This is a genomic window from Pseudomonas sp. FH4, from assembly GCF_000510915.2.
GTDB classification, from domain to species: Bacteria; Pseudomonadota; Gammaproteobacteria; order Pseudomonadales; family Pseudomonadaceae; genus Aquipseudomonas; species Aquipseudomonas brenneri.
This window is the reverse complement of the sequence record NZ_AOHN01000012.1, coordinates 102,497-119,670: the sequence shown is the minus strand read 5'-3', so window position 1 is coordinate 119,670 and position 17,174 is coordinate 102,497. Positions and strand designations below refer to the sequence as shown.

Genomic DNA, 17,174 nt, shown 5'->3' with positions numbered 1-17,174 from the left:
AAATTCCCTATGTTGCATATCTTCTGTCCTCACTGTGGCGAACTGCGCTCCGAAGAGGAATTCCACGCCTCCGGCCAAGCGCATATCCCGCGCCCGCTGGACCCCAATGCCTGCACCGACGAAGAGTGGGGCGACTACATGTTCTTTCGCGATAACCCCCGTGGGCTGCATCACGAACTGTGGATCCATGCCGCCGGTTGCCGTCAGTACTTCAACGCCACCCGCGACACCCTGACCTACGAAATTCTTGAAACCTACAAGATCGGCGAGAAGCCGCAATTCACCGCCAAGGCCTCTGGAGAGAAGGTATGAGCCAGATCAATCGCCTGTCCAACGGTGGCCGGATCGACCGTAATAAAGCCCTGACCTTCACCTTCAACGGCCAGAGCTACAAGGGCTTTGAAGGCGATACCCTGGCCGCCGCCCTGCTGGCCAACGGTGTTGACATCATCGGCCGCAGCTTCAAGTACTCGCGCCCGCGCGGCATCTTTGCCGCCGGCGCCGAAGAACCGAACGCGGTGCTGCAGATTGGTGCCACCGAAGCCACGCAGATTCCCAACGTACGCGCCACGCAACAGGCGCTGTATCAAGGTTTGGTCGCTACCAGCACCAACGGCTGGCCGAGCGTGAACAACGACATGATGGGCATCCTCGGCAAGGTCGGCGGCAAGCTGATGCCGCCGGGCTTCTACTACAAAACCTTCATGTACCCGCAATCGTTCTGGATGACCTACGAGAAGTACATCCGCAAGGCCGCAGGCCTGGGTCGCTCGCCGACCGAGAACGATCCGGACACCTACGACAACATGAACCATCACTGCGATGTGCTGATCGTCGGTGCTGGCCCTGCGGGTCTGGCTGCGGCATTGGCCGCTGCGCGCAGCGGCGCACGGGTGATTATCGCCGATGAACAGGAAGAGTTCGGCGGCACCTTGCTCGACTCCCGTGAAAGCCTGGACGGCAAGCCAGCGGTGGAGTGGGTCGCCAGTGTGATCGCCGAGCTGCAAGCGCTGCCGGGTGTGCTGCTGTTGCCGCGCGCCACCGTCAACGGCTACCACGACCATAATTTCCTGACCATTCATGAGCGCCTTACCGACCACCTCGGCGATCGTGCGCCGATTGGCCAGGTACGCCAGCGCATGCACCGCGTTCGCGCCAAGCGCGTGGTGCTGGCGACCGGTGCTTGCGAGCGGCCGCTGGTGTACGGCAATAACGATGTGCCGGGCAATATGCTGGCTGGCGCGGTCTCCACCTATGTGCGTCGTTATGGCGTCGCACCGGGCAAGAAGTTGCTGCTGTCGACCAACAACGACCACGCTTACCGTGTTGCGCTGGACTGGTTCGATGCGGGCCTCTCAGTGGTCGCCGTGGCCGATGCGCGTCACAACCCACGCGGCGCGCTGGTTGAAGAGGCTCGCGCCAAAGGCATTCGCATCCTCACCGGCAGTGCGGTGATCGAGACCCGTGGCAGCAAGCATGTGACCGCTGCCCGCGTGGCGGCCATTGATGTGAAAGCCCATAAAGTCACCAGCCCCGGCGAGTGGCTGGACTGTGACCTGGTGGCCAGTTCAGGCGGCTACAGCCCGGTGGTGCACCTGGCTTCGCACCTGGGCGGCAAGCCGACCTGGCGTGAAGATATCCTCGGTTTCGTCCCCGGCGAAGCGCCGCAAAAACGTGTGTGCGTGGGGGGCATCAACGGTGTCTACGGCCTGGGTGACTCCCTGGCCGATGGTTTTGAAGGCGGCGTACGCGCGGCCAGCGAAGCCGGGTTTGCCCCGGTGGAAGGCACCTTGCCAAAAGCCCTGACGCGTCTGGAAGAGCCAACCCTGGCGCTGTTCCAGGTGCCCCACGAGAAAGCCACTGCACGGGCGCCGAAGCAATTTGTCGACCTGCAGAACGACGTCACCGCCGCCGCCATCGAACTGGCCACCCGCGAAGGCTTCGAGTCGGTGGAACACGTCAAGCGTTACACCGCACTGGGCTTCGGCACCGACCAGGGCAAGCTGGGCAACGTCAACGGCCTGGCGATTGCCGCCCGTTCGCTGAACGTGACCATCCCGCAGATGGGCACCACCATGTTCCGTCCCAACTACACGCCGGTCACCTTCGGCGCGGTCGCGGGCCGGCACTGTGGGCATATCTTCGAGCCGGTGCGCTACACCGCGCTGCAAGCCTGGCACGTGAAGAACGGCGCCGAGTTTGAAGATGTCGGCCAGTGGAAACGCCCTTGGTATTTCCCGCGCAACGGTGAAGACCTGCATGCCGCGGTCAAACGCGAATGCCTGGCCGTGCGCGACAGCGTGGGCCTGCTGGATGCGTCCACCCTCGGCAAGATCGACATCCAGGGCCCGGATGCCCGCGAGTTTCTCAACCGTATCTACAGCAACGCCTGGACCAAGCTCGACGTGGGCAAGGCGCGCTACGGCCTGATGTGCAAGGAAGACGGCATGGTCTTCGACGACGGCGTGACCGCCTGCCTTGCTGACAACCACTTCCTGATGACCACCACCACTGGCGGCGCGGCGCGTGTGTTGCAGTGGCTGGAAATCTACCAGCAGACCGAATGGCCGGACCTCAAGGTGTACTTCACTTCGGTCACCGACCACTGGGCGACCATGACCCTGTCCGGTCCCAACAGCCGCAAGCTGCTGGCCGAAGTCACTGATATCGACCTGGACAAGGACGGTTTCCCGTTCATGACCTGGAAAGAAGGCTTGGTCGGCGGTGTGCCGGCGCGGGTGTTCCGCATCTCGTTCACCGGCGAGCTGTCGTATGAAGTCAACGTGCAGGCCGACTACGCCATGGGCGTGCTGGAGCAGATCGTCGAGGCCGGCAAACAGTACAACCTGACCCCGTATGGCACCGAGACCATGCACGTGCTGCGGGCCGAGAAGGGCTTCATCATCGTAGGGCAAGATACCGACGGCTCGATGACCCCGGACGACCTGAACATGGGCTGGTGCGTAGGCCGTACCAAACCGTTCTCGTGGATCGGCTGGCGTGGGATGAACCGTGAAGACTGCGTGCGCGAAGAGCGCAAGCAACTGGTGGGCTTGAAGCCGATTGATCCGAAGGTGTGGCTGCCGGAAGGCGCGCAGTTGGTGTTCGATCCCAAGCAGACGATCCCGATGAAGATGGTCGGTCACGTCACCTCAAGTTATGCCCACAACTCCCTCGGCTATTCATTTGCGATGGCGGTGGTCAAGGGCGGCTTGAAGCGTATGGGTGAGCGGGTGTTCTCGCCCCAGGCCGATGGCAGCGTGATCGAGGCCGAGATTGTGTCTTCGGTGTTCTTTGATCCGAAGGGTGATCGCCAGAACATCTGATAGACCGAGTCGCCTGCATCGCAGGCAAGCCAGCTCCCACAGGGGAATGCATTCCAAATGTGGGAGCGGGCTTGCTCGCGAAGGCGCCAGTAGATCCACCACAGAATTCAAGAAAGGTGCTTTATGACCGCAGCCAATGTTTACCAACAACGCCCCACCACCAGGGCCAAGGCCGAGTCGTCGCTGCACCATGCCGACCTCGCCAGCCAGGTGGGCAAGGGTCGCAAGAACGCCGGCGTGACCGTGCGTGAAAAGAAACTGCTCGGCCACCTGACCATCCGTGGCGATGGCCATGACGCCGCGTTTGCCGCCGGCGTACACAAGGCCTTGGGCATCGAGTTGCCCGGCGCCCTGACGGTGATCGTCAAGGGTGAAGCCAGCCTGCAATGGCTCGGCCCGGATGAGTGGCTGTTGATCGTGCCAAGCGGCGAAGAATTCGCCGCCGAGCAAAGCCTGCGCACGGCCCTGGGTGAGTTGCATATCCAGGTCGTCAACGTCAGTGGCGGCCAGCAGATCCTCGAACTCAGCGGCCCGAACGTGCGCGATGTGCTGATGAAATCCACCAGCTACGACGTGCATCCCGACAACTTCCCGGTGGGCAAGGCCGTGGGCACGGTGTTCGCCAAGTCGCAACTGGTGATTCGTCATACTGGCGAAGACACCTGGGAACTGCTGATCCGTCGCAGCTTCTCGGATTACTGGTGGTTGTGGTTGCAGGATGCGGCGGCCGAATATGGCCTGAACGTCCAAGCCTGATATGACCCTGTAGGAGCGAGCTTGCTCGCGAAAAACGTCAACGATAACGCACGCATCCTGAATGAGCGCGGCGCCCTTGGATTTTTCGCGAGCAAGCTCGCTCCTACAGTAAGCCGCATCGCTGTATGAGGAGTTAACTGTAATGAGCCGCGCACCTGATACATGGATTTTGACCGCCGATTGCCCCAGCGTGCTCGGCACGGTGGACGCGGTCACCCGCTATCTGTTCGAGCAAGGCTGCTACGTCACCGAGCACCATTCGTTCGATGACCGCCTCTCGGGCCGCTTTTTTATCCGCGTGGAATTCCGCCAGCCCGATGGTTTTGACGAGCAAGGCTTCCGTGATGGCCTGGCCACGCGCGGCGAAGCCTTTGGCATGATCTTCGAGCTGACGGCACCGAACTATCGGCCCAAAGTGGTGATCATGGTCTCCAAGGCCGACCACTGCCTCAACGACCTGCTGTACCGCCAGCGTATCGGTCAACTGTCGATGGATGTGGTCGCGGTGGTCTCCAACCACCCCGACCTCAAGCCCCTGGCCGACTGGCACCAGATTCCCTACTACCATTTCCCCCTCGACCCCAACGACAAACCGTCCCAGGAGCGTCAGGTGTGGCAAGTGATTGAAGAGGCGGGCGCCGAACTGGTGATCCTTGCGCGCTACATGCAAGTGCTGTCGCCAGAGTTGTGTCGCAAGCTCGATGGCAAGGCGATCAATATCCATCACTCGTTGCTGCCGGGGTTCAAGGGCGCCAAGCCTTATCACCAGGCGTACAACAAAGGGGTGAAGCTGGTCGGCGCCACTGCGCATTACATCAATAACGACCTGGACGAGGGCCCGATCATCGCCCAGGGCGTGGAGGTGGTGGACCACAGTCATTATCCCGAGGATTTGATTGCCAAGGGGCGGGATATTGAAGGCCTGACCCTGGCGCGGGCGGTGGGGTATCACATTGAGCGACGGGTATTCTTGAACGCCAATCGCACCGTCGTTCTTTAGATTGCTATCGCAGGCAAGCCAGCTCCCACACAAATGTGGGAGCTGGCTTGCCCGCGAAGAGGCCATCAGCAACAACACAAGAAACAGCATCTGTACCCGAGCACTTAAACGCGCCGCCCACCCAAAGGGGCCGCGCAGTTCCATAAAAACAACAGCGAGGTGAAAGCATGTCTGGTAATCGTGGTGTCGTATATCTGGGCAACGGCCAGGTCGAAGTACAGAAAATCGACTATCCCAAAATGCAGGATCCCCGTGGCAGGAAGATCGAACACGGCGTCATCCTGCGCGTGGTCTCCACCAACATCTGCGGCTCCGACCAACACATGGTGCGCGGCCGTACCACCGCCCAGACCGGCCTGGTACTGGGTCACGAAATCACCGGTGAGGTGATCGAGAAAGGCAGCGACGTCGAGAACCTGAAGCTTGGCGACCTGGTATCGGTGCCGTTCAACGTTGCGTGCGGGCGCTGCCGTTCCTGCAAAGAGCAACACACCGGTGTGTGCCTGACCGTCAACCCCGCCCGTGCCGGTGGTGCCTACGGTTATGTGGATATGGGGGACTGGACGGGTGGGCAAGCGGAATACGTGCTGGTGCCGTATGCCGACTTCAACCTGCTCAAGCTGCCGGATCGCGACAAGGCCATGGAGAAGATCCGCGACCTGACGTGCCTCTCCGACATCCTGCCGACCGGCTATCACGGAGCGGTCACCGCAGGCGTTGGCCCTGGCAGTACCGTCTACATTGCTGGCGCCGGCCCGGTTGGCCTGGCCGCTGCGGCCTCTGCTCGCCTGCTGGGTGCGGCGGTGGTGATCATCGGCGACGTCAACCCGATCCGCCTGGCCCATGCCAAGGCCCAGGGTTTTGAAATCGCCGACCTGTCCACTGACACTCCGCTGCACGAACAAATCGCTGCGTTGCTCGGCGAGCCGGAAGTGGACAGCGCCGTCGACTGTGTGGGCTTTGAAGCACGCGGCCACGGCCACGACGGCGTCAAGGCGGAAGCCCCGGCCACGGTGCTCAACTCACTGATGGGCGTGGTACGAGTGGCGGGCAAGATCGGCATCCCCGGCCTGTACGTCACCGAAGATCCGGGTGCGGTGGACGCTGCCGCGAAAATGGGCAGCCTGAGCATTCGCTTTGGCCTGGGTTGGGCCAAGTCCCACAGCTTCCACACCGGCCAGACCCCGGTGATGAAGTACAACCGCCAGTTGATGCAGGCGATCATGTGGGACCGTATCAACATCGCCGAAATCGTGGGCGTACAGGTGATCAGCCTGGACGACGCGCCACGCGGTTATGGCGAGTTCGATGCCGGTGTGCCGAAGAAGTTTGTGATTGACCCGCACAAGTTGTTCAGCGCGGCGTAATCACCGCCACCAATAGCCAATGTGGGAGCTGGCTCCCACATTGGTTTTGTGGTGTTTGAGCGTCAGCGGATTGCCAGCGCGCCCTGGTACACCGTCGGGCCGGTAGGCTGCTTGCTCACCGAGCCACCCTTGGTTTCCGAACTGACCATCAACTCTACCGGCTGGCTGATGGTTTCCTGTTGGCGCGGATTAAGGCCAATGATGCCTTTGCCATCCTCCGGCAACAGGCCCAGGGACACCGGTGTGCCGCCAGCGGGCAGGGCCCACAGTTCAAGGCTGCGATCCGGCTCCGGCGCAGTGCTGGCGATCGGTTGGACTTCCAGGTAATCCTTGTGCGCCATGATTTGCGCAGCCGGTTGTTGCGTAGTGCTCACCAGCGTTGCAGCGGCTTTTACGCTGTCCTGGGTGTAGAGCGCGCCGCCAATGCCGGCAACCACCACCACACAGGCGCCGATGAACAGGCGTGAGCGGGTCCAGAATGAGGGCTTGTGCTCGATCACTGGAGGTTGGGACGCAGTCATAAGGCTCTTCCTGACAAATTTTGTAGTGTCTTGATTGACCCTATGAGCGGTGATGGGTTCCTAGTGGCAATTTGATTGCGTCGGTTTTTGTCGCCTATCTGAACAAATCTGCGCGGCGGAACAACCTACGGGATGCTGAGTCCAACGGCTGCTTTAGCTCCTAATTTTAGAGGTTGTCCCCATGAAGATTTCACGCGGTTTTGCCCTGTCCTGCCTCCTGACCGTGGCTGCCAGCCCGGTATTCGCAGCAGGCTTCAGCCTGGGCGATGTGGCCAACGCCGTGTCCGGCGCGCAAGGTACCAACAAGGCCGCCGCTGCCGCACCGACTTCAGAAACCGCCGGTTTGCTGGGGGCGTTGACCAAGCAGTTGAATATCACCCCGGAGCAGGCGGTCGGTGGTACCGGCGCTATGTTGGGCCTGGCCAAGAACCAGTTGGGCGGCAGTGATTACTCGCAGTTGAGCAAGAGCGTACCGGGCCTGGACAAGCTGTCGGGCAACAATGCGTTGGGCAGCCTCGGCGCCTTGAGCGGCATGCTCGGCCAGACCGGCGGCAGCAAGACCAGCGGCCTCGATGGCCTGCTGGGTAACGTCAAAGACACCAACGACCTGAACACCGCCTTCAGCGCCCTGGGCATGGACAGCGGCATGATCGGCCAGTTTGCCCCGGTGATCCTGCAGTATCTGGGTGGCCAGGGTGCAAGCACTTCTGTACTGGGCAAGCTCGCCGGCATCTGGGGGGCGGGGAGCTGAGAAACATCTCGCTGTGAAGTTGTCCTGGGAACTGAGCGGTCGGTCTGTACCACTGATCAACACTCGCTTGGAACCCGGCTTCTTCTTATTCCTGTGAGGGAGTGCCAGGACGGGTGTCATTACCTTCATGGAGATCTTTCAATGAGTGAATCAACAATATCGCGCAACCCAGTCTCGTCATTCGTGCAACCCCAGGGCGCCAACGAAAAAATGACCAAGGAGGAGTTTGAGAAGGCCAGCGGTATGAAGTTCATGTCTTTCTCTGAAATGACAAACGGTAACAAACCTGAGTCGGGAGCGGGTAATGCCTCCGGTGGTGCGCACGCCTCGGGGAGCGTTGGCGGTATTGGTTTCAGTGCAGGAAGCAGTGCTTCGGTCGAGTTTTAAACGAGTGAGTTTGTCTGGGGGTAATCGCTGTCGGCAACGAGTTACCTGGCAAGCTCATCAATGCGCACATCCTTCTCCATCCAGAGCTGGTTGACCCAGTTCTGGACGGTCTGGCGAAACGCCGGATCGTTCTCGTAATCGCCCTGCCACAGCGCTGGATCCAGCTCGCGGGTGCGGATATCAACAATCACGCGGGGCACTGCGCCGCTGATCAAGTCCCAGAAGCCCGGGATCCTGTCTTGTGGATAAACCACCGTGACGTCGAGGATCGCGTCCAGCTGTTCGCCCATGGCCGCCAGCACAAACGCCACGCCACCGGCCTTGGGCTTGAGCAGGTGGGTGAAGGGTGAATCCTGTTGTGCCCGCTTGGCTTGGGTGAACCGCGTGCCTTCCAGGTAGTTGACCACCGTCACCGGCTGGCGCTTGAACAGCTCGCAGGCCTGTTGGGTGATCTTCAGGTCCTGGCCCGCCAGTTCCGGGTGCTTGGCCAGAAACGCCTTGCTGTAGCGTTTCATGAACGGGTAGTCCAGGGCCCACCAGGCAAGGCCCAGGAACGGTACCCAGATCAGTTCCTTTTTCAGGAAGAACTTGAAGAACGGCGTGCGCCGGTTGAGGGTCTGGATCAGCGCCGGGATATCGACCCAGGATTGGTGGTTGCTGATCACCAGGTAGGACGTGTCGCCACGCAAGCCGGTATCGCCGCGAATGTCCCATTGGGTGGGAATGCACCAGGCGAATATCAGCTTGTCGATCTCGGCCCAGGTCTCGGCGATCCACATGACTGCGGCGGAGGCGTAGTCCCGTGAACGACCGGGCGCCACCAGCTTGAGCAGGGCGAATACCAACAGGGGGCCGATCAGGATCAGCGTGTTGAGTAACAGCAGCAGTGTGACAAAACAGCCGGTGAGCAGGCGGCGCATAAGGAACTCTTGCAAGCGGGTGGACGTGCCATCATAAGCAGCTTGAGTCTAGAGGCCAAATCGCAAATCGCCTGACGAATGTTTCACTTTGTGTTGTGTATGGTAAGTAATGATCCAACTTCGGGCTGTATTTGCAGTCTAGTATTGGCCTACTTACTTCAAGGAACCCTCCGACGTGAAATCTCTCCTTGCTCTGTTAGCCCTGGCTGCCCTGCCGGTGATGGCCGCCGAGCCGACCCTGTACGGGCGCTACGAATACATCCAGTTGCCGGAGATCGGCGAAACCTTCAAGGCCAAGATGGACACCGGCGCGCTGACGGCTTCGCTGTCGGCCCGTGACATCGAGACCTTCACCCGCGATGGTGAGGATTGGGTGCGCTTCCGTCTCAGTGGCAAGGATGTGAGCAACAAGGTCTACGAACACAAAGTGGCGCGCATCAGCAAGATCAAGAACCGTGCTGACGAAGATGAAGACGGCGAAGAAACCAGCGTCGCCAAGCGCCCGGTGGTGGACCTGGAAATGTGCCTGGGCAACGTCAAGCGCACCGTCGAGGTCAACCTGACCGATCGCAGCAGCTTCAACTACCCGCTGCTGATCGGTGCCAAGGCCCTGCGTGAATTCGGCGCCGCCGTGAACCCGGCCCGCCGCTATACCGCCGACAAACCCGACTGCTGATTGACGCCGCACAAGGCATGGGGCACCGTTCACCTTTCGCTCCCTGTGCTCGGACGCCATGCCTCATATCCTGATTGTCGAAGACGAAGCGGCGATAGCCGACACGCTGATTTTTGCCCTGCAGGGCGAAGGTTTCACCACCACCTGGCTGACCCTCGGCCAGGCGGCGCTGGAGCATCAACGGCAGACCCCGGCAGATATGCTGATCCTCGACATCGGCCTGCCGGACATCAGCGGCTTTGAAACCTGCAAGCAACTGCGCCGCTTCAGTGAAGTGCCGGTGATGTTCCTCAGTGCCCGCGACGGTGAGATCGATCGCGTGGTGGGCCTGGAGATCGGTGCCGATGATTATGTGGTCAAGCCCTTCAGCCCCCGGGAAGTGGCGGCGCGGGTCAAGGCGATCCTCAAGCGGGTGATGCCGGTCGTGGCGCCGCCCAGCAGCGAACTGTTCCAGGTCGATCACGAGCGGGTACAGATCCACTACCGTGGCCTGCCCTTGAACCTCACCCGTCATGAATTTCGTCTGCTCAACTGCCTGCTGGAGCAGCCCGAGCGGGTGTTCAGCCGCGAGCAACTGCTGGATGCTGTCGGTGTGGCCGCCGATGCCGGCTACGAGCGCAATATCGACAGCCATATCAAAAGCCTGCGCAGCAAGCTACGCAGTGTGGCGGCCGATGCCGAGCCGATCCAGACCCATCGCGGCCTGGGTTACAGCTACAGCCCGAGCCACGCCTGATGCGCATGGGGCTGCGGATTTTCCTGGTGTATGCGCTGTTTATCGGCCTGACTGGCTACTTTGTGCTCAACACGGTGATGAAGGAAATCCGCCCCGGCGTGCGCCAGTCCACCGAGGAAACCCTGGTGGACACCGCCAACCTGCTGGCGGAAATCCTGCGTGAGGATGTGAAGAACGGCACCCTGGGCCAAAGCCACTGGCCGACGGTGCTCAAGGCCTATGGCGAGCGCCAGCCCGGCGCGACGATCTGGGGGCTGGCGAAGAACCAGGTCAACCACCGTATCTATGTCACCGACGCCAAGGGCATTGTGCTGCTGGACTCTACCGGTGAAGCCGTGGGCCAGGACTACTCGAAATGGAACGACGTGTACCTGACCCTGCGCGGCGAATATGGCGCCCGTTCGACCCGCAGTGATGCCGATGACCCGGCCTCGTCGGTGATGCACGTCGGCGCGCCGATCCGCGATAACGGGCAGATCATCGGCGCGGTTACCGTGGCCAAGCCCAACAGTTCGCTGCAACCCTATGTCGACCGTACCGAGCGCCGTTTACTGTGGTACGGCGCGGGCCTGGTGGCGCTGGGTTTATTGCTGGGGGCGCTGTTGTCGTGGTGGCTGAGTGCTGCGCTGCGGCGCCTGACCACCTATGCCCAGGCCGTCAGCGAAGGGCGGCGCGCCGAGTTGCCGCATTATCGCGGCGGTGAGCTGGAACAGCTGTCCACGGCGGTGGAGCACATGCGTACACAACTGGAAGGCAAGGCCTACGTCGAGCGTTATGTACACACCTTGACCCATGAACTGAAAAGCCCGCTGGCGGCGATCCGTGGTGCGGCGGAGTTGTTGCAGGGTGAAATGACAGCGGTCCAGCAGCAACGGTTTGTCGGCAATATCGCCAGCGAAAGCGCGCGGTTGCAGCAGTTGATCGAGCGCCTGTTGAACCTGGCTCAGGTCGAACAACGCCAGGGCCTGGAGCAGCAATCGGCGGTGCCGTTGGCGGCGTTGGTGGATGAGGTGCTCAAGGCGCAATGTGCGCGGATCGAACAGGCGGGGTTGCAGGTCGAGCGCCTGATCGAAGCCGACGTGAAGCTGTATGGCGAGCCGTTCCTGCTGCGCCAGGCCCTGGGCAATCTGCTGGAAAACGCCCTGGATTTCACCCCGCCCGGCGGCATCCTGCGCTTCAGTGCCCAGGTGCACAATGAGGATGTGCATGTGCGCCTGTTCAACCAGGCCGAGCCAATCCCCGAGTATGCCTTGCCACGCTTGAGCGAGCGTTTCTACTCCTTGCCACGCCCGGCCAGCGGGCGCAAAAGCACCGGCCTGGGCCTGAATTTTGTCGAGGAAGTGATGAAGCTGCATGGCGGCTCATTGCAGATCGGCAATGTGCCCGGTGGTGTGCAAGTGGTGCTGCATCTCCACACAGTCTCCACATTGCCCTCATAAATCCCCCACACGCCACCACCAGACTCTCCCCATCCAAACAGGGAGAGACCCATGAACCGCAGCCTGCTATTCAAACTGGGCGCCATTGCGCTGCTGATCCTGCTATTGCTGATTCCGTTGCTGATGATCGACGGCATCATTAACGACCGCCAGGAGATGCGCGACGGCGTATTGATGGACATTGCCCGCAGCTCCAGCTACAGCCAGCAGGTGAGTGGGCCGTTGATGGTGGTGCCGTATCGCAAGACCGTGCGTGAATGGAAGCTCAATGAAAAGCTCAACAAACGCTATGAAGTGCTCAGCGAAGAACACGGGCGCCTGTACTTCCTGCCGGAGCATTTCGAACTCGACGGCAAGGTGCAGACCGAACTGCGGGCGCGGGGGATTTACCAGGCGCGGCTGTTCCATGCCGACAACCGTATCAGCGGTCGGTTTGTGCTGCCGGCGCAGATGGGGATCAAGGAAAACTTTGCCGATTACACGTTTGAGCAGGCGTTCCTGGCGGTCGGCATCAGCGACATCCGTGGGATTGAAAACGCCCTGAAGCTGGAGTTGGGCAGCCAACGCCTGGAGTTTGCCCCGGGCACCCAGGTCAGCTTCCTCGGTGCCGGCGTGCATGTACCGCTGCCGGCCCAAGACAGCAAGAACCCCGCACCGCTGGATTTCGCCTTCGACCTGCGCCTGCAAGGTACCGAGCAACTGCAAGTGCTGCCGGTGGGCAAGACCAGCGTGGTCAAGTTGGCCTCCAACTGGCCCCATCCGAGTTTTGTCGGCAACTTCCTGCCGGTGCAGCGCGAGGTCACTGACCAGGGGTTTACCGCCAATTGGCAGACGTCGTTTTTCTCCACCAACCTTGAGGAGGCGCTGTACGGCTGCGTGGTTAGCAGTCGCTGTGATGACTTCAACGAACGCAGCTTTGGCGTGAACTTTATCGACCCGGTGGACCAGTACCTCAAGAGTGATCGCGCGATCAAATATGCGCTGCTGTTTATCACCCTGACGTTCGCCGGTTTCTTTCTGTTCGAAGTGCTCAAGAGCCTGGCGGTGCACCCGATCCAATATGCGTTGGTGGGGGTGGCCCTGGCGTTTTTCTACCTGCTGCTGCTGTCGCTGTCCGAGCATATCGGCTTTGCCCTGGCGTACCTGATCTCGGCCAGTGCTTGTGTGTTGTTGATCGGTTTTTATGTGTGCCATGTGCTGCGCAGCGTGGCCCACGGCCTGGGGTTCTCGGCGGGGTTGGCGGCGCTGTACGGCTTGCTGTACGGGCTGCTGAGTGCCGAGGATTACGCGCTGTTGATGGGCTCGTTGTTGCTGTTCGGGCTGTTGGGCACGGTGATGGTGCTGACACGCAAACTGGACTGGTATGGCGTGGGCAAGCGCAAGGCGGCCGAGCCGTTGGCGTTTGACCTGGAGGCGGTGCAATGATCGGGCTGCGTGAGGATCAGCAGGTGAGGGGAGAGTTGGTGGCGATGATCATCGCCTTGCTCCCCGCCCCTTGTAGGAGCGAGTTTGCTCGCGCAAAAGGTACATCCACCTCGGCAATGCGCCTGCAATACCTTCGCGAGCAAGCTCGCTCCTACAGGGGGGACGCCGGTCAGGCCGGAGGCTGAGTCGCCAGCATCGAAGGCCGTTGGCTGACCTCGGCGTACCAGGCTGCCAGTTTTGGATTGCTGGAGCGCCACTGCAGGCCCGGGTGGCGGAAATCCACATAACCCAAGGCGCAGGCGACGCTGATTGAGGCGATGTCGAAATGGCAGGCCAACTCAGCGATAGCGTCCCGCTCCAGCTCGGCCAGGGCGCGGCGGATCTTGTTGCGCTGCTCTTGCAGCCAACTGTCCCACTGCTTGTCGGCCGGGCGCAGGGCGGTTTCGTAGCGCATCAGTACGGCCGCATCCATGACCGCGTCAGCCATCGAGGCCAGGGTCAGGCGCCGCCAGCGGGCCGAGCCATCACGGGGGATCAGCGGGTTGCCGACATGCTGGTGGTCGAAGTAGTCGAGGATCACCCGGCTGTCGTGCAACACATTGCCATCGGCCAGGCGCAGGGCCGGGATCTTGCCCACCGGGTTGCCTTCGTTCAGCGCCGGGACCGGGCTGATCGGCGTGACCTGCACGGTCTCCAGCGCGACCCGGTCTTGCTGGCCGGTTTCGTGGAGCAGGACCAGGACTTTGCGGACAAATGGCGAAGCGGGATGTTGGAACAACGTCATGCTAGGCGCGGACATGGGCAATCCTCGGAAAAGGTCGGCCATAGACTAGACAGTTGTTGGGTGGCTGGCGAGGATATTGAGGTGTTTTTGCGGGCCTCATCGCGAGCAAGCCCCCACATTTAGATCTGGGGATATCACTGGGTCGTGAGCTCCTCCTTGACACCTTTTTCGGACAAAATCGCGGGTTCAAGATCAACGACTTGGCGACGGGCATGTTTAATAAGCCCAGCTGCGCCGACAGCTTCCAGGCGGGGCTACACCTCTTGGACTGGTGATCGCTCACACAATCATCCAGCCCGGCAGCCCCGTTTCTTCAGGGGGAATTTCAGATTAAGTTGAGACTTTTATCGTTTTTATGTCATTGGTTGATGCAGCTGCATTTGCTCCATCAAGTTCACCATCGTCAGGTCGGCCTGAACGGTTACACCGTAATCGGTGGAGGGGATTGGCGATAATGTGCTGTCTTGAGCAAACAGTTGTGCATCAAACTCCAGGACCGGTACGGAGAATCCGCTGCTGACTTCAGGTGCTGCTGTGACAAAGAAGTCTTTACTGGTGTCGCTCATGACATCGCACAGGGTCAGCCCCAACGGATTGTTCAACCCCGTCAGAGGGGTAACTGTCAGCTCGAATGTATTGCTGATCACGCCATTGGTGCTTATCGCGCTAATGCTGTGATCACCTTCACTCAGAGGCTGTGCCGGTGTGAACCGCCATTGGCCGTCAGCGGAGGCTTGAGCCGAGCCGATGACTTGGTCGTCGCTGTAGAAAGTGATCAGGCTATCAGGTATGCCGCTGCCAGTGAACGTAGGCGTAGCGTCATCGGTAGCGTCTCCATCACCAAAGTAACCCGTTTCGATACCAACGTTGTCGATAAAGTAGCTGATAAAGGGGGCCTGAGGTTCTACCGTCAGCGAGAAGGTCTCGCTACGTTCGCCAGCACTGTCGACAGCTACGAAATGGTGATCACCCAAGGACAGTTCGGTACGTGGGCTGAAGTACCAATCACCTCCAGTGTTACTGATTGTCGAGCCGATCTCCTGCTCACCGTCATAGATCGTGATAACCGAGTTAGGTCGGCCTTCCCCATACAGGCCTGGGCGAGCGTCATCGGTGCTGGCGCCATTGGTGAGAAATGCCTGTTCACCACCGACATTGTCTTGGGCCGATCCAATACTTGGATTTGGCGCGGGCGGGGTTATGACATTCAGCTCGAAGGGTTGGCTGCTCTGTCCGGCAGCATTCACCACGGTGAAGCTGTGAGTCCCGTCACTCAAATCCTTGAAGGTGCTGAGTGACCAGTTGCCGCCATTGTCGACTTTGACCGAGTTCAGGTAGATGCCGTTATCGAAGATATGCAGCTCGCTATTGGGGGAGCCTTTCCCTAGCAACTGAGGGCGCAGGTCGTCGGTGCTGGCGCCGCTGGCCAGGCTGCCTTGGCTGTAGCCGACATTATCAAAGACCGACTCAATACTCGGCTCGGGCGGGGCTATGACATTCAGCTCGAAGGGTTGGCTGCTCTGTCCGGCAGCATTCACCACGGTGAAGCTGTGAGTCCCGTCACTCAAATCCTTGAAGGTGCTGAGTGACCAGTTGCCGCCATTGTCGACTTTGACCGAGTTCAGGTAGATGCCGTTATCGAAGATATGCAGCTCGCTATTGGGGGAGCCTTTCCCTAGCAACTGAGGGCGCAGGTCGTCGGTGCTGGCGCCGCTGGCCAGGCTGCCTTGGCTGTAGCCGACATTATCAAAGACCGATTCAATGTTTGGCGGCTGAGGTAACGCTGGCAAGGATTCAATATGTAAGTTGAAGTCCGCGCTGACCAAGCCGTCGGTGATATCCTCCACAGTGAGGATCTGATTACCCTCGAGTAGTGGTTGGCTGAAGCTGAAGGACCAGTTGCCGCTGGCATCAACGTTAGCCACCCCCTGATAAGTGCCATTGGCATATACATTGAGTACGCTGTTGGGCTTGCCGTGGCCGGACAATACCGGAAAGTTGTCATCAGTGCTGGCGCCGTTACCGAGGTTACCTTGACTTGAACCTACATTATCAACGGCCCAACTGATGCGAGGTGTTGGATCCGGCGCTTGCGTCGGGTCTTGGATCTGTACGTTGAAGACGTCGCTATGCTGACCGCTGGCATCGATCACCGTGAAACTATGAGCGCCAACACTTAGGTCATTGGTTGGTGTGAATTGCCATTTACCCTTGGCATCAGCCTGAGCTGAACCGATGACCTGATCACCCTCATATATCGTGACGATGGCCTTGGGCTGAGCAACTCCACCGAAGGTAGGGCGGGCATCGTCGGTGCTGGTGTTATTGGGGAAGTACCCCTGTTGTACGCCGGTATCATCGAAATAGTACGTGATGCCGACTTCGGGCGCAGCTTCTCCCGGTCCCAGAATACGTAACACGAACACTTCGCTCTGGCCAAAAGAGTCGCTGACACGCAGATTGTAGTCACCTGGGCTCAGGTCGATGGCGGGAGTGAAACTCCACTCGCCGGAGGCATTGACCTGGGCTGTCCCGAGTAATACACCGTTGTCACGGACAGTCACCAAGCTATTGGGTTCGGCGATGCCTTGGAAGGTAGGCCGAGTGTCATCTGTGCTGCTGCTACTGCCACGCAAGCCTACGCTTTCTCCGACGTTGTCGAATACCCTCGTGATGGCGGGGGTGGAAGTGATGTCTGTGGACGAAGTGACGCTATCTTCGCTCAAGGTAGGGGTAACACCAGGTGTCATCGAAGCAGCATCTTGAAGCTGGGATATATCCGAGTTCACTGTGGCAGTCTCGATGATGCGTTTTTTTGTAGGCATGCTTAGTTACTCCTAGGAGGATGGCGGAACCTGCAGGTTTAGAGGGGAATTGAAACGACCCTGCTGATAGGAGAGTTTGAAAATGGGGAAAAATTACACGGCTGTAACGATATAACTTTGATTGAACTCCGTAATGGGCACTGACTTGAAAGATATTTGAGGAGTGTCTTGTTTTTCTGTCGTTACGTATGTGCTTGCCCTCGTCTTGTGCAGGGGGCATGAGTGTCGGATTGAGCTCCATTTATCGGCTAAGGCGTTCTG

15 protein-coding genes are annotated in these 17,174 nt (G+C 60.0%); 11 read left to right on the top strand and 4 right to left on the bottom strand.

Annotated features, from left to right (window positions below; genetic code table 11):
* The first annotated feature begins 9 nt into the window (after positions 1 to 9).
* From H097_RS07470 to fdhA, 5 genes are all read left to right on the top strand, one after another.
* On the top strand, positions 10 to 312 hold the full coding sequence (locus H097_RS07470) for a sarcosine oxidase subunit delta (RefSeq protein WP_010207083.1): 303 nt from the start codon (positions 10 to 12) through the stop codon (positions 310 to 312).
* Positions 309 to 3,326: a sarcosine oxidase subunit alpha gene (locus tag H097_RS07465; RefSeq protein ID WP_032858635.1), complete on the top strand. Its 3,018-nt coding sequence runs from the start codon at positions 309 to 311 to the stop codon at positions 3,324 to 3,326. Before H097_RS07470 ends, H097_RS07465 begins: the two co-directional genes overlap by 4 nt.
* Positions 3,327 to 3,449: 123 nt before the next feature.
* Complete coding sequence (gene soxG, locus H097_RS07460) at positions 3,450 to 4,082, top strand: sarcosine oxidase subunit gamma family protein (RefSeq protein WP_032858633.1); 633 nt, start codon at positions 3,450 to 3,452, stop codon at positions 4,080 to 4,082.
* A gap of 142 nt (positions 4,083 to 4,224) precedes the next feature.
* On the top strand, positions 4,225 to 5,082 hold the full coding sequence (purU, locus tag H097_RS07455) for a formyltetrahydrofolate deformylase (RefSeq protein ID WP_029296961.1): 858 nt from the start codon (positions 4,225 to 4,227) through the stop codon (positions 5,080 to 5,082).
* 167 nt (positions 5,083 to 5,249) lie between these two features.
* Entirely contained in the window at positions 5,250 to 6,449 is a 1,200-nt protein-coding gene (gene fdhA / locus H097_RS07450; RefSeq protein WP_032858631.1) for a formaldehyde dehydrogenase, glutathione-independent, read from the top strand.
* Positions 6,450 to 6,511: 62 nt separating this feature from the next.
* Here the strand turns inward: fdhA and H097_RS07445 are convergent, their stop codons facing one another.
* Entirely contained in the window at positions 6,512 to 6,970 is a 459-nt protein-coding gene (locus H097_RS07445; RefSeq protein WP_032858629.1) for an anti-sigma factor, read from the bottom strand.
* A 181-nt stretch (positions 6,971 to 7,151) separates the two neighbouring features.
* Between H097_RS07445 and H097_RS07440 the strand changes: the two genes are divergently transcribed.
* Both H097_RS07440 and H097_RS07435 read left to right on the top strand, forming a co-directional pair.
* The gene (locus tag H097_RS07440; RefSeq protein ID WP_032858628.1) at positions 7,152 to 7,721 is read left to right on the top strand and encodes a DUF2780 domain-containing protein; all 570 of its coding nucleotides are present in this window, start codon (positions 7,152 to 7,154) and stop codon (positions 7,719 to 7,721) included.
* 141 nt (positions 7,722 to 7,862) lie between these two features.
* Positions 7,863 to 8,108 (top strand): hypothetical protein, encoded by a 246-nt coding sequence (locus H097_RS07435; protein WP_032858626.1) that lies wholly within the window; start codon positions 7,863 to 7,865, stop codon positions 8,106 to 8,108.
* 41 nt (positions 8,109 to 8,149) lie between these two features.
* Here H097_RS07435 and H097_RS07430 read toward each other — a convergent pair whose 3' ends face one another.
* Positions 8,150 to 9,028, bottom strand: a complete 879-nt coding sequence (locus H097_RS07430) for an acyltransferase (protein ID WP_032858624.1) — start codon at positions 9,026 to 9,028, stop codon at positions 8,150 to 8,152.
* Positions 9,029 to 9,203: 175 nt separating this feature from the next.
* Between H097_RS07430 and H097_RS07425 the strand changes: the two genes are divergently transcribed.
* The 4 genes from H097_RS07425 to creD are packed head-to-tail and all read left to right on the top strand — an operon-like array spanning position 9,204 to position 13,304.
* Positions 9,204 to 9,704 carry an ATP-dependent zinc protease gene (locus tag H097_RS07425; protein WP_032858623.1) on the top strand — a complete coding sequence of 167 codons (501 nt, stop codon included), beginning with the start codon at positions 9,204 to 9,206 and terminating at the stop codon, positions 9,702 to 9,704.
* Between the two features lie 58 nt (positions 9,705 to 9,762).
* Positions 9,763 to 10,440: a two-component system response regulator CreB gene (creB, locus tag H097_RS07420; RefSeq protein ID WP_032858621.1), complete on the top strand. Its 678-nt coding sequence runs from the start codon at positions 9,763 to 9,765 to the stop codon at positions 10,438 to 10,440.
* On the top strand, positions 10,440 to 11,879 hold the full coding sequence (gene creC / locus H097_RS07415; protein WP_032858619.1) for a two-component system sensor histidine kinase CreC: 1,440 nt from the start codon (positions 10,440 to 10,442) through the stop codon (positions 11,877 to 11,879). The genes creB and creC overlap by 1 nt, the downstream gene beginning before the upstream one ends.
* 51 nt (positions 11,880 to 11,930) lie before the next feature.
* A complete protein-coding gene (gene creD / locus H097_RS07410; RefSeq protein WP_032858617.1) occupies positions 11,931 to 13,304 on the top strand; it encodes a cell envelope integrity protein CreD in 1,374 nt (457 codons plus the stop codon).
* 169 nt (positions 13,305 to 13,473) lie between these two features.
* On the opposite strand, the gene H097_RS07400 is transcribed toward creD, so the two are convergent.
* Both H097_RS07400 and H097_RS07395 read right to left on the bottom strand, forming a co-directional pair.
* Positions 13,474 to 14,103, bottom strand: coding sequence for a glutathione S-transferase family protein (locus H097_RS07400; protein ID WP_032858615.1), 630 nt, complete (start codon positions 14,101 to 14,103; stop codon positions 13,474 to 13,476).
* A gap of 338 nt (positions 14,104 to 14,441) precedes the next feature.
* Positions 14,442 to 16,913, bottom strand: a complete 2,472-nt coding sequence (locus H097_RS07395) for an Ig-like domain-containing protein (RefSeq protein ID WP_156356781.1) — start codon at positions 16,911 to 16,913, stop codon at positions 14,442 to 14,444.
* Positions 16,914 to 17,174 lie beyond the last annotated feature (261 nt).

Bases quoted from the DNA above. Each gene is read 5' to 3' on its own strand.
- H097_RS07470 (WP_010207083.1), top strand. From the start codon at position 10: ATGTTGCATATCTTCTGTCCTCACTGTGGCGAACTGCGCTCCGAAGAG.
- H097_RS07465 (WP_032858635.1), top strand. From the start codon at position 309: ATGAGCCAGATCAATCGCCTGTCCAACGGTGGCCGGATCGACCGTAAT.
- soxG (WP_032858633.1), top strand. From the start codon at position 3,450: ATGACCGCAGCCAATGTTTACCAACAACGCCCCACCACCAGGGCCAAG.
- purU (WP_029296961.1), top strand. From the start codon at position 4,225: ATGAGCCGCGCACCTGATACATGGATTTTGACCGCCGATTGCCCCAGC.
- fdhA (WP_032858631.1), top strand. From the start codon at position 5,250: ATGTCTGGTAATCGTGGTGTCGTATATCTGGGCAACGGCCAGGTCGAA.
- H097_RS07445 (WP_032858629.1), bottom strand. From the start codon at position 6,970: ATGACTGCGTCCCAACCTCCAGTGATCGAGCACAAGCCCTCATTCTGG.
- H097_RS07440 (WP_032858628.1), top strand. From the start codon at position 7,152: ATGAAGATTTCACGCGGTTTTGCCCTGTCCTGCCTCCTGACCGTGGCT.
- H097_RS07435 (WP_032858626.1), top strand. From the start codon at position 7,863: ATGAGTGAATCAACAATATCGCGCAACCCAGTCTCGTCATTCGTGCAA.
- H097_RS07430 (WP_032858624.1), bottom strand. From the start codon at position 9,028: ATGCGCCGCCTGCTCACCGGCTGTTTTGTCACACTGCTGCTGTTACTC.
- creB (WP_032858621.1), top strand. From the start codon at position 9,763: ATGCCTCATATCCTGATTGTCGAAGACGAAGCGGCGATAGCCGACACG.
- creC (WP_032858619.1), top strand. From the start codon at position 10,440: ATGCGCATGGGGCTGCGGATTTTCCTGGTGTATGCGCTGTTTATCGGC.
- creD (WP_032858617.1), top strand. From the start codon at position 11,931: ATGAACCGCAGCCTGCTATTCAAACTGGGCGCCATTGCGCTGCTGATC.
- H097_RS07400 (WP_032858615.1), bottom strand. From the start codon at position 14,103: ATGTCCGCGCCTAGCATGACGTTGTTCCAACATCCCGCTTCGCCATTT.
- H097_RS07395 (WP_156356781.1), bottom strand. From the start codon at position 16,913: ATGCCTACAAAAAAACGCATCATCGAGACTGCCACAGTGAACTCGGAT.